This window comes from Pontibacillus chungwhensis (assembly GCF_030166655.1).
Taxonomy (GTDB): domain Bacteria; phylum Bacillota; class Bacilli; order Bacillales; family BH030062; genus Pontibacillus.
Genome location: NZ_CP126446.1, coordinates 333,876 through 350,157, shown reverse-complemented (window position 1 = coordinate 350,157; position 16,282 = coordinate 333,876). Strand labels below are relative to the sequence as shown.

The following is a 16,282-nucleotide window of genomic DNA, read 5'->3' as shown; positions in this document are numbered from 1 at the left end:
AGATTTATTCCCCAAAAACGGGACATTCACCCACTTTACAGCTTATGCATACACTATAGCGCAATCCATTATTGATTCTCAATTAATTTCTACATTCTTCTTAAGAATAAATCGAAAAAAATAAGGAGAAAGACTCAAATTATAATTAGTATATCCAAAAGGAGTGAGTTAGGATGGACCCATTTCAAAATATGAACAATTGGCGTCAGAACATGGATCGATTCTTCGGGGAAGATTTCTGGGGTGAATTTGACGGTATTCTGAAACCAACGATTCCTCAAATTAATATGTACAAATCTGATAATGAGCTGCTCTTACTCGTTAACGTACCTGGCCTTGAGAACCTGGATGATTTAGATATCTTCGTTGATTACTCCATCTTAGAAATCAAAGGAATCATCTCTCTTCAATCCTCACAAAAACAATGTATACAAGAAGAAATCCTCCAGGGGACGTTTGAAAGGAAAGTAGAACTCCCTTACCCTGTTCGTGGAGATCGCATGCAGGCGACCTATCGCAATGGAATTGTCGTCATTCAATTGCACCGTATGATTCAAGAAGAAGGCAAACGTAACAAAATTAAGATTAAGTCCTTAGACGAAAAATAAACCCAGAAGATTTTTATCTTCTGGGTTTATTTTAAGTGCATGGCGGCGTCCTACTCTTGCGGGGGTGAAACCCCGACTACCATCGGCGCTGAAGAGCTTAACTTCTGTGTTCGGCATGGGAACAGGTGTGACCTCTTCGCCAATACCGCCATACTATTGTTTTGTTGAAGGAGTACCTTCAAAACTAGATAAGAATTACGACATCGTGCCTTTTACGTTTTTACGTCTAGCTCCAGCTCCCAGACCCTAGCGTATAAGTCATCTTTTCTACAAAGGCTAAAGCCTTTTTCGAAAATCTGTCTTATCCGTACGGGTCTAGGCGGTCGCTTGCGCTTTTGTTAGTTAAGTCCTCGATTTATTAGTATCGGTCAGCTGCACGTGTCACCACGCTTCCACCTCCGACCTATCAACCTTGTCGTCTACAAGGAATCTTACTCACTCGAAGTGATGGGAAATCTCATCTCGAAGTGGGCTTCATGCTTAGATGCTTTCAGCACTTATCCCTTCCGCACGTAGCTACCCAGCTATGCTCCTGGCGGAACAACTGGTGCACCAGCGGTGCGTCCATCCCGGTCCTCTCGTACTAAGGACAGCTCTTCTCAAATTTCCAACGCCCACGACGGATAGGGACCGAACTGTCTCACGACGTTCTGAACCCAGCTCGCGTACCGCTTTAATGGGCGAACAGCCCAACCCTTGGGACCGACTACAGCCCCAGGATGCGATGAGCCGACATCGAGGTGCCAAACCTCCCCGTCGATGTGGACTCTTGGGGGAGATAAGCCTGTTATCCCCGGGGTAGCTTTTATCCGTTGAGCGACGGCCCTTCCATACGGCACCGCCGGATCACTAAGCCCGACTTTCGTCCCTGCTCGACTTGTAGGTCTCGCAGTCAAGCTCCCTTGTGCCTTTGCACTCTGCGAATGATTTCCAACCATTCTGAGGGAACCTTTGGGCGCCTCCGTTACTCTTTGGGAGGCGACCGCCCCAGTCAAACTGCCCACCTGACACTGTCTCCGGACCGGATCACGGTCCTGGGTTAGAATGTCAATACAGCCAGGGTGGTATCCCACGGATGCCTCCACCGAAGCTAGCGCTCCGGCATCGACGGCTCCCACCTATCCTGTACAAGCTGTACCAACATTCAATATCAGGCTACAGTAAAGCTCCACGGGGTCTTTCCGTCCTGTCGCGGGTAATGCGCATCTTCACGCATAGTATAATTTCACCGGGTCTCTTGTTGAGACAGTGCCCAATTCGTTGCACCTTTCGTGCGGGTCGGAACTTACCCGACAAGGAATTTCGCTACCTTAGGACCGTTATAGTTACGGCCGCCGTTTACTGGGGCTTCGGTTCAAAGCTTCGCTAATGCTAACTCATCCCCTTAACCTTCCAGCACCGGGCAGGTGTCAGCCCCTATACTTCACCTTTCGGTTTCGCAGAGACCTGTGTTTTTGCTAAACAGTCGATTGGGCCTTTTCACTGCGGCTCCTCCTATGAAGGAGCACCCCTTCTCCCGAAGTTACGGGGTCATTTTGCCGAGTTCCTTAACAAGAGTTCTCCCGATCACCTTAGGATACTCTCCTCGTCTACCTGTGTCGGTTTGCGGTACGGGCACCTCTTTCCTCACTAGAGGCTTTTCTTGGCAGTGTGAAATCAGGAACTTCGGTACTATAGTTCCCTCCCCATCACAGCTTGTGATTGATGCACGGATTTGCCTATGCATCTCACTCACTGCTTGGCCGCTCACATCCAGTGGAGCGGATTCCCTATCCTACTGCGTCCCCCCGTTGTTCAAACGGAAAGGAGGTGGTACAGGAATATCAACCTGTTATCCATCGCCTACGCCTTTCGGCCTCGGCTTAGGTCCCGACTAACCCTGAGCGGACGAGCCTTCCTCAGGAAACCTTAGACTTACGGTGGAAGAGATTCTCACTCTTCTTTCGCTACTCATACCGGCATTCTCACTTCTAAGCGCTCCACCAGTCCTTACGGTCTGACTTCACAGCACTTAGAACGCTCTCCTACCATTGTTCGTAAGAACAATCCACAGCTTCGGTGTTATGTTTAGCCCCGGTACATTTTCGGCGCAGAGTCACTCGACCAGTGAGCTATTACGCACTCTTTAAATGATGGCTGCTTCTAAGCCAACATCCTGGTTGTCTGAGCAACTCCACATCCTTTTCCACTTAACATAAACTTAGGGACCTTAGCTGGTGGTCTGGGCTGTTCCCCTCTCGACTACGGACCTTATCACTCGCAGTCTGACTCCCAAGGATGAGTCGTTGGCATTCGGAGTTTGACTGAATTCGGTAACCCGATGAGGGCCCCTAGTCCAATCAGTGCTCTACCTCCAAGACTCTTACCTTGAGGCTAGCCCTAAAGCTATTTCGGAGAGAACCAGCTATCTCCGTGTTCGATTGGCATTTCACCGCTACCCACACCTCATCCCCGCACTTTTCAACGTGCGTGGGTTCGGGCCTCCAGCCAGTGTTACCTGGCCTTCACCCTGGACATGGGTAGATCACACGGTTTCGGGTCTACGACCACATACTATTTCGCCCTATTCAGACTCGCTTTCGCTGCGGCTCCGATTTTTCATCTTAACCTTGCATGGGATCGTAACTCGCCGGTCCATTCTACAAAAGGTACGCTGTCACCCATTAACGGGCTCCAACTACTTGTAGGCACACGGTTTCAGGTTCTATTTCACTCCCCTCCCGGGGTGCTTTTCACCTTTCCCTCACGGTACTGGTTCACTATCGGTCACTAGGGAGTATTTAGCCTTGGGAGATGGTCCTCCCGGATTCCGACGGAATTCCTCGTGTTCCGCCGTACTCAGGATCCGCTCCGGAGGAAACAAGATTTTGACTACAGGGCCGTTACCTTCTTCGGCTGACCGTTCCAGATCATTCATCTATCTTGTTTCTTGGTAACTCCAATGGAGCGTCCTACAACCCCAGAGAGCAAGCTCTCTGGTTTGGGCTGTTTCCGTTTCGCTCGCCGCTACTCAGGAAATCGCGTTTGCTTTCTCTTCCTTCGGGTACTGAGATGTTTCAGTTCCCCGAGTCTACCTTCCTTAACCTATGAATTCAGTTAAGGATCCTACCCCATTACGGGTAGTGGGTTTCCCCATTCGGAAATCTCCGGATCATAGCCTACTTACGGCTCCCCGAAGCATATCGGTGTTAGTCCCGTCCTTCATCGGCTCCTAGTGCCAAGGCATCCACCGTGCGCCCTTATTCACTTAACTATCTAATAAAGATGTGAAAAGACGCATCATAATGATGCTTACGTTAAATCTAACGTTGGTTTGATGTCTAATTCTTATCTAGTTTTCAAGGTACTGTTTGAAAAATTGGTGGAGCCTAGCGGGATCGAACCGCTGACCTCCTGCGTGCAAAGCAGGCGCTCTCCCATCTGAGCTAAGGCCCCGTAAATTAAATTAGGAAACAGAAATGGTGGGCCTGAGTGGACTTGAACCACCGACCTCACGCTTATCAGGCGTGCGCTCTAACCAGCTGAGCTACAGGCCCATTCCTTATATCTTTGAAGAATCAATCTTTCAAAACCGAACGAAACAAACATGGTCAATGGTTTAATGGCACGATATGTGCCTGCTAGCAAGTCCCGAAGGACTCGCTAGTTCCGTAATATCCTTAGAAAGGAGGTGATCCAGCCGCACCTTCCGATACGGCTACCTTGTTACGACTTCACCCCAATCATTGGCCCCACCTTCGGCGGCTGGCTCCAAAAAGGTTACCTCACCGACTTCGGGTGTTGCCAACTCTCGTGGTGTGACGGGCGGTGTGTACAAGGCCCGGGAACGTATTCACCGCAGTATGCTGACCTGCGATTACTAGCGATTCCGGCTTCATACAGGCGAGTTGCAGCCTGCAATCCGAACTGAGAATGGTTTTTTGAGATTTGCTTGACCTCGCGGTCTCGCGGCCCTCTGTACCATCCATTGTAGCACGTGTGTAGCCCAGGTCATAAGGGGCATGATGATTTGACGTCATCCCCGCCTTCCTCCGGTTTGTCACCGGCAGTCACCTTAGAGTGCCCAACTGAATGCTGGCAACTAAGATTAGGGGTTGCGCTCGTTGCGGGACTTAACCCAACATCTCACGACACGAGCTGACGACAACCATGCACCACCTGTCATTGCGTCCCCGAAGGGAACTCCCTATCTCTAGGGATAGCGCAAGATGTCAAGACCTGGTAAGGTTCTTCGCGTTGCTTCGAATTAAACCACATGCTCCACCGCTTGTGCGGGCCCCCGTCAATTCTTTTGAGTTTCAGCCTTGCGGCCGTACTCCCCAGGCGGAGTGCTTAATGCGTTAACTTCAGCACTAAGGGGCGGAAACCCCCTAACACCTAGCACTCAACGTTTACGGCGTGGACTACCAGGGTATCTAATCCTGTTTGCTACCCACGCTTTCGCGCCTCAGCGTCAGTTACAGACCAGAGAGTCGCCTTCGCCACTGGTGTTCCTCCACATCTCTACGCATTTCACCGCTACACGTGGAATTCCACTCTCCTCTTCTGTACTCAAGTTCCCCAGTTTCCAATGGCCCTCCACAGTTGAGCTGTGGGCTTTCACATCAGACTTAAGGAACCGCCTGCGCGCGCTTTACGCCCAATAATTCCGGACAACGCTTGCCACCTACGTATTACCGCGGCTGCTGGCACGTAGTTAGCCGTGGCTTTCTGGTTGGGTACCGTCAAGGTACCAGCATTTCCTCTGGCACTTGTTCTTCCCCAACAACAGAACTTTACGATCCGAAGACCTTCATCGTTCACGCGGCGTTGCTCCGTCAGACTTTCGTCCATTGCGGAAGATTCCCTACTGCTGCCTCCCGTAGGAGTCTGGGCCGTGTCTCAGTCCCAGTGTGGCCGATCACCCTCTCAGGTCGGCTACGCATCGTTGCCTTGGTAAGCCGTTACCTTACCAACTAGCTAATGCGCCGCGGGCCCATCCATGAGTGACGGCCGAAACCGCCTTTTACCAGTGAACCATGCAGTTCACTGGGTTATTCGGTATTAGCTCCGGTTTCCCGGAGTTATCCCGATCTCATGGGTAGGTTGCCCACGTGTTACTCACCCGTCCGCCGCTCGATCCACAACAATCACCCCGAAGGGATCATGTTGATTCACGCGCTCGACTTGCATGTATTAGGCACGCCGCCAGCGTTCGTCCTGAGCCAAGATCAAACTCTCCATAAAATGTGAGTCTGCCTAGCATCAAAATAAATGATTACTGGCTTTAAAAATCAATTTAAAGACATTGACGATACATGTTGTTTCGTTCAGTTTTCAAAGATCAAATGTTTCATTTTGATGTTTCTTCGTTATGTCCGCCGTTTAACAGCGACTTAACTAGTTTAACATGCGGTTGATTTTGAGTCAATATCTTTTTTCGAAAAGTTTTTGTTCTCATTTTCAACTTGATCTCGTTCCAATTAAGGATGTTGCGCTCTGCGCTTCGTTCGAGATCTTTTGTTGTCTCTGTCGTTTAACAGCGACTTAAATATCTTATCATGCGGTCAATTTTGAGTCAATATCTTTTTTTAAAAAGTTTTTGTCCTCTTTATTAACCCAATCTCTTCCCTATTTAATAGGAAGGTTTGTGAAACCAAATCTAATTGGTCTGCACTGCCTGAGAGATTGTTTTGTTGTTTGCGTTGTTGTTAACGCAACGTTTAATAATGTACCACGGCATCTAAGAAATATGCAATAGTTTTTATAAAATCTTTTTCACCTTTTTATTTACCTACCCATATAAAAAGAGGGCTGCCCATTGTCATGGCAACCCTCAATCTAGTTTGAGCATCTATTAAATTAAAAAGATAAAATATGCTAAGAAGACAATGAACAAGAAGTACATGACAGGATGAATCTCTTTTCCTCGTCCTTTTAAGATCATGGTAAGGGGATAAAAGATAAAACCAATCGCTATTCCTGTGGCGATACTATAAGTTAGCGGCATCGCGATCACCGTTAAGAAAGCAGGAACGGCAATTTCGAATTGATCCCATTCAATATTTTTCAAAGCACTACACATTAACACTCCCACAATAATTAATGCAGGTGCCGTAACCTCAGCTGTTACAACACTCAAGAGAGGAGAAAATAATAATGACAATAGGAAGAAACCTGCCGTTACCACTGATGTAAAACCGGAGCGCCCTCCTGCTGCTACACCAGCTGTTGATTCAATATAAGATGTCGTTGTTGATGTTCCTACCACTGAACCGACAACGGTAGCTGCTGAATCAGCAAACAACGCACGGCCGGCCCGTGGTAATTTATTTTCTTTCATAATACCCGCTTGTGTCGCCACGGCTACTAACGTTCCGGCTGTATCAAAGAAGTCCACAAATAAAAACGTTAAGATGACAATCCACATTTCACCTGAGACGAGCACGGATGGTAAATGTTCAATCGCAGCCCCAAACGTTGGAGCAACACTAGGCGGTGCACTCATGACAGCTGTTGGTGTGTCAATTAAATTAACAAGGATGCCCCCGATTGTCGTAATGACGATTCCGTAAAAGATGCCACCCTTAATATTTAGAGACATTAAAATAACCGAAATAATAAGACCAAATATAGCAAGAAGCGTTTGGGGACGAGTTAAGTCACCTAAAGCGACAAGTGTGTTAGGGTCCCCCGTTATGATCCCTGCATTTTGAAAACCGATAAACGCAATGAAAAGGCCAATCCCTGCTCCAACTGCGAGTTTTAAATTACTTGGAATCGCATTTATAATCTTTTCTCTAAGTCCTGTTACGGTTAATACAATAAAGATAAGTCCAGAAACAAGAACTCCTGCTAACGCTTCCTCCCAAGGAATAGCGAACTGCAGCATGACTGTAAAAGAGAAAAACGCGTTCAGCCCCATGCCTGGAGCTAGTGCTATCGGGTATTTTGCTATTACCCCCATAATCAAGGAACCTACAGCAGCCGCAATCGCTGTTGCAGTAAATACTGCCCCCTGATCAATCCTTGTTACCCCTTCCGGAAGTTCCTCTACTCCCACAAGTGCTAATGTAATTGGATTGACGACCAATATATAAGCCATGGCTAGAAACGTCGTTAAACCAGCGATGAATTCTGTACGATAATTCGTTCCCAGCTCTTCAAATTGAAAGAATTTCTTCATACTTTACCCCTCTCCGAAACCAGTCGATACAAAAAGAAACTCTTGGCATTACGCCAAGAGTTTCAGGTCCATAGACAGAGATCCATGCTAAAGACAGATTTCTTACAATCCATCAGAAACATATCCTCCATCGTAGTCGAATCATTTACGGTGATTCGGTAGAAACTCTTGGGCCTTATCCCCAATATTATACGACGGTTCGTTTTTTATTTTATCTAGATCTATCATACTAGTATTATCAAGCTGAGTCAACGCCAAAAACGAATATTTAAAACGATAAACTCATTAATTGTTCGTTATTCCCATTCAATTGTACTTGGCGGCTTGCTCGTCACGTCATACACAATTCGGTTTACATGGTCTACCTCATTGACTATTCTTGTTGAGATCAGCTCTAATACATCATACGGGATACGCGCCCAATCTGATGTCATTCCATCAATAGATGTGACAGCACGGATACCCACCGTATAATCATAGGTGCGGGCATCTCCCATCACCCCTACACTACGGATATCAGGCAATACTGTAAAGTACTGCCAAATGTCTCGTTCTAGTCCGGCATTCTTTACCTCTTCACGAAGAATCGCATCAGATTCTCGAACGATTTTAAGCTTCTCATCTGTGATCTCCCCTAATACACGAATAGCAAGGCCAGGCCCAGGGAAAGGCTGGCGCCACACAATATGGTCAGGCACACCTAGCTCTGTACCTAAGGCACGCACTTCATCTTTAAATAAAGCATTCAGTGGTTCGATCAGTTTGAATTCCATATCCTCAGGAAGACCACCTACATTGTGGTGCGACTTAATGGTTTGCGCTGTTTCTGTTCCGCTTTCGATAATATCCGTATATAGAGTTCCTTGAGCCAGGTAATCCATATCCTTGAGCTCTTCTGCCTGTTCATCAAACACATAAATGAACTCATTCCCAATGATTTTACGTTTCTTCTCAGGGTCTGAAACGCCTCTTAGCTTGGACATAAATCTCTCTTCAGCGTCCACTTTAATCACATTCATGTTAAAACCTTCACTGAACGTATTCATAACCGTATCCGCTTCATCTTTACGAAGCAACCCATGATCGACAAAGATACAAGTAAGCTGATCCCCGATTGCACGGTGAATAAGCGCCGCTACAACTGATGAATCAACGCCCCCACTAAGAGCACAAAGGACTTTCTGGTCCCCTACCTGGTTACGGATCTTCTCCACTTCAAGATCTATGAAGTTCTCCATTGTCCAATCGCCTCTAACGTCACAAATATCAAAGACGAAACGCTTCAGTACGTCGTTTCCATATTCAGAATGACGAACTTCCGGGTGGAACTGCACCCCGTACATTTTCTTATCTTCGTTACTGATCGCTGAAACAGGACAAGATGGGCTCGTAGCGTCTACTGAGAAATCAGCGGGAGCTTCTACAACTTTGTCACTGTGGCTCATCCATACCACTTGTTCATTAGGAAGGTCTTTGAATAGAGAAGGTTCTCCTTCTACTTTAAGGTCGGCTTTGCCATACTCTCTCTGCAAGGCACGCTCAACCTTACCGCCATAATGGTGAGTCATTAACTGCATGCCATAACAGATACCAAGTACCGGAATATCCAATTCGAATAGAGCAGGATCACAACGGAAACTATCTTCGGCATAAACGCTGTTTGGTCCACCAGAAAGGATAATCCCTGTTGGATTCATTTCTTTAATTTCCTCAATGGTCAAACGGTGAGAATGGAGTTCACTATATACGCCAAACTCCCGAATGCGTCTTGTGATTAGCTGGTTATACTGACTTCCGAAATCTAATACTAAAATCTTGTCATGTACTTCGATCATGGTGCGTTTCACTCCTTTATATTTACGTGGCCCTTTAGCGCCCTAATATCGGTTTCGTCTATAAAAAAAGAGACTTCTGCCCTCTATGACTATAGAAAGGCAGAAGTCTCCTCATATTTCACGAGAATGATACACGACTCCCGCCTTCATAGTCAGAGCATTATCGGTGCTCCGGTAGAGACTCTCGAACCATATTATCGAGGATATATGAAGGGAACGATTAAGTTGCAATCATTCTATCAATCTAACGAAATCCGGTCAAGACAACGTCTTTTTAATTAAATTTTCCCACAATTCACGCATTTGTGCCCATGGGTGCTGTGACGTACCTTTCTGGTAAACTAACCGTTCATAATGATAGGTTAACTGTCCCATCTCCTGACTCCGATAATACTCATCAACCGAACGCGCAAACTCTTGTAATGTCTGCCCATTTGATCGATTCAAATCCTCTTTTTTATCCAATACTTTCAAGAGGAATTCGTAGGCCGTTTCATAGTTATGCTGGCCTGGGTGTTGAATATACTTACGCCTGTAGTATTTGGCCATTAGATGATAACGGTACCTGTACGCCATCCAGAGAGCTGCCAAGATAAGGACAACGAAAAGGACCCAAGCCCAGGTTGGGATCGTAATATTCCACCCATCTCCTCCGGAACCATCATTTTTACCCGCCATCTCCTGTTCATCTAGTTCAGGTTGTTGCTGCTGGTTCTGATCGAGTTGATCTTGCAGATTCTCATCTACATCGGAAGTTTCTTCATCGTCTTCTCCTGTATCTTCTAAATAGAAGTCTGTATGGTTACCGAATCCCTTAGTCGGCTCAAATGCTACCCATCCTATGTCAGGGAAGTACACTTCTACCCAAGAGTGAGCGTTCGCACTTGTCACCTCGTAAACATTCTTTAATTCCCCATCTACTTCCACGGTATCGATTTGCTCGCCGCCTGTGAATCCTTTCGCCCAACGAGCTGGTACTCCTACACTTCTTAGAAGAACCACCATGGAGGTAGAGAAATTATCACAATAGCCAACTTTTGAATCGAATAAGAACTGAGAAGTGTAATCTTCGCCCTCATCCGGAACGGGTACGTTTTTCGTACTGTACTCAAAGCCATTTCGTTGAAAATATTCTTCAACCGCCCGCGCTTTCTCGTAGCGGTCTTCACTTCCTTCCACGATCCCTTCTGCTAGTTCCCTGACTTGCGTGGGTAAACTTTCCGGCAGCTGTGTATAAGCTTGATCAATGTTTGGTGGATCATCTGTTCCACTTTCTGAGAGTTGGGAGAAAGAAAAGCTTGGCTGCGCATATGAAATTTCATATCCCTTCAGCTGGAAGGTCTCCCCGTTCACTTGAGGAATGATCTCCCCTGTCGTTGGATTAATGACCAACGTATCCGCCCCACTATTTAACACATTCTGAATACCATATGGATAGACAAGCTTCGAAAACGTCGCTGCATCATTCATGGCAATCGTTGCTGTCTTATCAAGACGCTTCACTTCATCACTGAAATAGCCTAAATCGATTTCATTACTGGCTACTTGTTCATAGGCATTTCCCTCACTCGATCGAATCCATCCTTTGCCTGTGTAAACGTCTTTGGTCTCAATACGCCAATAATGTTCCCCATCAGCTACAGCCTGGAAGACAGGGGTATCATCTTGCACGAAGGAACCCCCAAGTCGTTCATCATTTGTTCCATAGCCGACTTTCTGAATCGACTTGCCACCTGATCCTCCCACACCATTCGCTGCACTTTGTATGAAGGGAACGGGGTCTGGCCACTGAGGGGCTTTCTTCGGTGCTGCATAACCAATTAAACTAGCAAAAAGAATAACGACCACAAGGGGGACAATCCAAGCTTGGTACACGCGTCTCCCTTTAATCGTAATAGATTCTTTCTCCATTTCTTTCACGAAACTAGACAGCCCCATCACGACCAGAGAAATGAGGAACGTGCGTATAATCGCTCCTTTTCCATCGTAGATCGTGAATGTATCAAGAATTGTTACGTACACAATCGTTAAGATGACGAAGAAGCTTGTCCGCTTCGCTACAACGAACCAGTAGTAAAGCAAATAACTCATTAACCATAATAGGAGTAAGAAGAGCATACTCCTAAACAGGGGTGTCATCTGCCACCACTGATTGGCCACCATCACTTCAATATTGAATTGGATATGTTCATAGACAAACCGGAACCATTCTCCACTTAGAAAACGCTCACCGATAAACAATCCATCCAACACAAATGCTAACCCAACCAGTTTAAGGGGCATCGATAGGAACCACGGCAATCGAATGAACGATAAAAAGAAACAAAAGGCAGCGTAGACGACAAACACAGCGATATTCGCTGTATCTGTAATTTGTTCTAAAGGTCTGAGCCACTCCCAAAACAGTAAGAATCCACAAAGATAAACGATCCCTCTAAAGAAAGCTTGATTTCGTTCGATTGGGTCGTTCGCCATTATGTACTCACCTCAAATTTCGCTTGTGTCATTTCCGCTTCTGATAATACATTCACAACCACTCCACTTACTTCTAGCTCCCGCAACAACTGTCTCTGTTCACCTGATATTTGTTCCTTTGCTTCTATATAAAAGAAGACGACACGAGCGTGCTTTTGCTTAAGTCGAATAACAGAAGTTTTTAAAGAAGGGGTTAGATTGCGCGTTACAATCATGACAATTAAGTGGTTGGGCAACCCCTGTTGCTGTTTCAACAAAGATTCAGCAAACGTCGTTTTCCCATCTGGTTCTACTCTTGATAAATATTGGTTCATCCCATCAAACGATACATTGCTTTTCGTAAAGGGGAAGAACTTATGTTCACTTCCTAGAACCAAGAAGGCCAGCTGCGCTTCTCTTCTCTTATAACTTTGAATAATAGAAGCAGTGAGCTCAACGCTTCCCTCGAAAGCAATTCGCTTCTCATCAGGACTCTCTGTGGCATCGAGAACCAGCAAGACATCAGAACTCTTCTGTTGCTCGAATTCCTTCGTCATCATGGCATTCTTCTTTGCTGAAGTCTTCCAATCAATCCAGGAGAAACGGTCACCAGGGGCATATTCCCTCACACCGGTTACAACCGTTGTATCCCTTTTGGTTTGAGAATAGGACGGAGCCGCTCCTTCATCGAAGCTATTCACACGCTTCGTCATTGAAACGTCTCTCTTATGAGGATACACCAGCACCCTACCTGGCACCGTATAATAGGCTTGTTTCGTAACGAATCCAAAGAAGTCACCTGTTTTCACTCGTACACTATGAAAATGATGCTCTCCTCGAGGCAAATGGGGAATTTGGTATTTAAATTGGATCGAACGTTTAAACCAAGGAAACGCGACTCTCTTAATTCGCTTCGCTTTCCTCAAGGCATCAGGGTTATTCATATATTGATAACCTTCTGATTTCGTCCCTACCCTATTTAATGTTTCGGGTACATATTCTTCAATGACGCAGTAATACAGAGGGAACGGGAATTTCCTCTCGATATACACATCCACAGATAGCGAATCACCAGATTGAAACATATGCTTAGAGAACGTCCTATGCACGTCCCATTTGGAGATTGGATACAGTAATACCCCAATCATATAAATGAGAAAAGGCAGCATCCCATAGAAAAGAAACCAACTGACGAACCCACCCTGAAACATAGCGTAAGCATACAAAATAGCTAAAAGAACAATCGTAAAAACGAGTTTCCCTACGATATTAACTGTTTGCTTCATCCGTTATTTTTCCTTACGCACAGGAATTGAGACTTTGCTAAGAATGTCATGAACAAGATCACTCGAGGTCATTCCCTCAAACTTCGCCTCTGAGTTCAAGATCAGACGATGGGATAATACGAATGGAGCCAAATATTTCACATCATCCGGTAGCACGAAGTCGCGGTCTTGCATAAACGCATAAGCCTTTGCCGCCTTCATGAGTGCGATCGATCCACGAGGGCTCACTCCTAGATAGGCAGAAGGGTGACGCCTCGTCTCTGAAACGACGTTTACAATGTAACGTTGAATATTTGGGTCCACATACACTTCAGCAGCTTGATTCTGTAATTCTACGAGTTCTTCCCGGGTCATAACAGCTTGAATACGATTAATCGGATGATCATTCGATACTAAATCAAGCATCTGCATTTCTTCAGCAGCAGTTGGGTACCCCATATTTAACTTCAGTAAGAAACGGTCTAACTGAGCCTCTGGCAATGGGTAGGTTCCTTCATATTCAATTGGATTTTGCGTCGCCATTACAAAGAAAGGGCGCTTTAATTCGACTGTATTTCCATCGACTGTAATATGACTTTCTTCCATTCCTTCTAATAAAGAAGACTGCGTCTTAGGCGAAGTGCGGTTTATTTCATCTGCTAGCACAATATTTCCTAAAATAGGTCCAGGACGAAATTCAAATTCGAGTGTCTTCGGGTTATATATCGAAACTCCTGTTACGTCAGATGGCAATAAGTCTGGTGTGAACTGAATACGTTTGAATTCACAATCGACGGACTTGGATAATGTTCGAACTAACATCGTCTTCCCTACCCCAGGGACATCTTCTAAGAGGACATGACCCTTGGCAAGTAAAGCCACGATACTTAACGTTGTCACTTCTTCTTTACCGATCATGACACTCTGTATGTTTTGAAATAAGTCATGTACTTTTCCATGAGCTAAATAGGTTTGCTGAGACATGAAATTCAATTCCTCCTATGAAATGATCTTCTAATATCTATTAGAATTTTTTGTCTATTCCAACTATACTACATCCTACCGGGCTATGCGCAATAGAATGCGTAGGAAAAATCTAGGTTGCCTCTTTGCCCTCCCCCTTACACCCGCCTGCATTTACGAAAAATGAGCATTTGTAGCGAACAGTTTGTCTATACCAATCTCTTTCTCTCGCATATGGTATATCAAGCTTCTAGAAATAGAAGCAAATTTCTATATTGGAAAGGAATTGGTAGAATGAATCATAGTAACTGTCAATGCAGCCACAGCAATCATTCCCATGACACAGATGGTCGCTGCCAGAGATGCAAAAAGTTCTGTAATAAATTCGAGTGTTGTTTAGAATTAAACCAAAATGCAACACCAACCCCGTGGACCAGGCAACAAGCTGAACAAATTCGAATTACGTCAGCAAACGCCGCTCCACTAATCCAGGAGCCATTTGAAGATACAGCACCTGACCTTTGGGTGTGGGATACGTGGCCCCTTCGTGAGAAAGATGGTTCGATTGCCGTTCTTCCTGGAGGCTGGCGCGTGATCTTCTCGCTTACAGCCCCTCGAAGTGTATTACCGGGTAAACGTCACGATATCGCAACCATTCGTTACTTCTACTCCCGAGATGGGCAAGACTGGATTCCAGGCGGAGTGGTATTCCCTGCAGGGGATGCATTAGGTTCTCGCCAATGGGCTGGGTCTGCTTTCGTTGAAAATGGTGAGATTTACTTCTTCTATACAGCAACAGGACGACGCAATGAGGCCCAGGTCACTTACGAGCAGCGAATGGCCTTTACAAAAGGGGAAGTCTTCTCAAATTTAAATGGGGTTCTCTTTGGCAACTGGGAAGAACACTCCATTATTCTTGTTCCAGATGGAATTTACTATCAAACACAAGAACAATCAAGTGGTGGAATTATTTATTCCTTCCGTGACCCTTGGTTTTGGATTGACCCAGAAAGCGGCTGTGAATATATAATCTTTGAAGGAAACACCGCAACTCCTCAGCAACCGATTAATCGTGAATGTAACCCAGAAAATATTGGAGACGGAGATTTCAGGAGCGGTAACGATGTTCCAAACGGTTCTGCTCAATTTAACGGAAACGTCGGTGTCGCTCTTCTAAGAAGCAGCGACTATCGCGAGTGGGAGCTTCTCCCTCCAATTCTTGAAGCAGATTGTGTAAACCAACAGCTTGAGCGCCCTCACATTGTCTATGTAGGCGGACGTTACCACCTCTTTATCGTAAGTCACAAATTTACGTTCGCTCCAGGCCTTGAAGGTCCAGATGGTTTATATGGTTTCGTAGCTAACGATTTCAGAGGGACGTATGTTCCATTAGGGGAAGGCGGTCTTGTTGTAGCGAACCCACCAGAAGAACCCTTCCAAGCTTACTCATGGATTGTCCTTCCAGACCTATCAACGCTTAGCTTTATCAACTACTACAACCTAGAAGGGATCGGCTTAAACGAATTACCATCACTTCCGGATCAATTCGTCTTCAATCACTTTGGCGGAACACTAGCGCCGACGCTGCAACTATCCATTAACGGGACACAAACACAGATCGTGAATGAATTGGCACAAGGTTTAGTGATGGAATCCTCTACAGAAGGGGCTCCGTTTACACCAGTGTGTGAACGAACCGATCATTGTGGAGGTCGAAGAAATGTAACAAATGAGGACATGAATATGGATGAAGATGTTATGGAAGAGAGCATGTCTGATAATGGTCTGACGGACGATGGAATGAATAGCCGTTCAAGTCGTGGCGGCAATGGAAATCAAGGGAATCAACGGCGCCAACGAGACGTTACTTGCGAATGTGAAGTAGATCGTAATGGCCATGTTTGTACCCATTGTCACCGACCTCGGCGTCGCAGAAATCAATAAGGAGAAAGGGCTTCCCTAGCGGAAGCCTTTTTCATTACGAGATGAACA

The 16,282-nt window shown here is 45.8% G+C and carries 7 protein-coding genes, 2 tRNA genes, 3 rRNA genes and 2 riboswitches; of the genes, 2 read left to right on the top strand and 10 right to left on the bottom strand.

Annotation, left to right across the window (positions count from 1 at the left end):
• The first annotated feature begins 173 nt into the window (after positions 1-173).
• A complete protein-coding gene (locus QNI29_RS01945) occupies positions 174-608 on the top strand; it encodes an Hsp20/alpha crystallin family protein (protein WP_231419059.1) in 435 nt (144 codons plus the stop codon).
• A 37-nt stretch (positions 609-645) separates the two neighbouring features.
• On the opposite strand, the gene rrf is transcribed toward QNI29_RS01945, so the two are convergent.
• The 10 genes from rrf to QNI29_RS01895 all read right to left on the bottom strand — a co-directional run bounded on the left by rrf (position 646) and on the right by QNI29_RS01895 (position 14,311).
• Positions 646-761: ribosomal RNA gene (gene rrf / locus QNI29_RS01940) — 5S ribosomal RNA — on the bottom strand.
• Positions 762-946: 185 nt separating this feature from the next.
• A 23S ribosomal RNA gene (locus tag QNI29_RS01935) occupies positions 947-3,861 on the bottom strand.
• A gap of 106 nt (positions 3,862-3,967) precedes the next feature.
• Positions 3,968-4,043, bottom strand: a tRNA-Ala gene (locus tag QNI29_RS01930).
• A gap of 24 nt (positions 4,044-4,067) precedes the next feature.
• Positions 4,068-4,144: transfer RNA gene (locus QNI29_RS01925), tRNA-Ile, on the bottom strand.
• A 127-nt stretch (positions 4,145-4,271) separates the two neighbouring features.
• Positions 4,272-5,834: ribosomal RNA gene (locus QNI29_RS01920) — 16S ribosomal RNA — on the bottom strand.
• The 16S, 23S and 5S rRNA genes sit together here with 2 tRNA genes alongside, the layout of an rRNA operon.
• 610 nt (positions 5,835-6,444) lie before the next feature.
• Positions 6,445-7,773, bottom strand: a complete 1,329-nt coding sequence (locus QNI29_RS01915) for an NCS2 family permease (protein ID WP_231419792.1) — start codon at positions 7,771-7,773, stop codon at positions 6,445-6,447.
• A gap of 113 nt (positions 7,774-7,886) precedes the next feature.
• Positions 7,887-7,988, bottom strand: a riboswitch (purine riboswitch).
• Positions 7,989-8,069: 81 nt separating this feature from the next.
• Complete coding sequence (guaA, locus tag QNI29_RS01910) at positions 8,070-9,608, bottom strand: glutamine-hydrolyzing GMP synthase (protein ID WP_231419791.1); 1,539 nt, start codon at positions 9,606-9,608, stop codon at positions 8,070-8,072.
• A 129-nt stretch (positions 9,609-9,737) separates the two neighbouring features.
• A riboswitch (purine riboswitch) is annotated at positions 9,738-9,839 on the bottom strand.
• Between the two features lie 27 nt (positions 9,840-9,866).
• On the bottom strand, positions 9,867-12,083 hold the full coding sequence (locus QNI29_RS01905) for a transglutaminase-like domain-containing protein (protein ID WP_231419790.1): 2,217 nt from the start codon (positions 12,081-12,083) through the stop codon (positions 9,867-9,869).
• Entirely contained in the window at positions 12,083-13,348 is a 1,266-nt protein-coding gene (locus QNI29_RS01900) for a DUF58 domain-containing protein (RefSeq protein WP_231419789.1), read from the bottom strand. Before QNI29_RS01900 ends, QNI29_RS01905 begins: the two co-directional genes overlap by 1 nt.
• A gap of 3 nt (positions 13,349-13,351) precedes the next feature.
• Positions 13,352-14,311 (bottom strand): AAA family ATPase, encoded by a 960-nt coding sequence (locus tag QNI29_RS01895; protein WP_231419788.1) that lies wholly within the window; start codon positions 14,309-14,311, stop codon positions 13,352-13,354.
• A 273-nt stretch (positions 14,312-14,584) separates the two neighbouring features.
• Between QNI29_RS01895 and QNI29_RS01890 the strand changes: the two genes are divergently transcribed.
• Complete coding sequence (locus tag QNI29_RS01890; RefSeq protein ID WP_231419787.1) at positions 14,585-16,234, top strand: glycoside hydrolase family 68 protein; 1,650 nt, start codon at positions 14,585-14,587, stop codon at positions 16,232-16,234.
• Positions 16,235-16,282 lie beyond the last annotated feature (48 nt).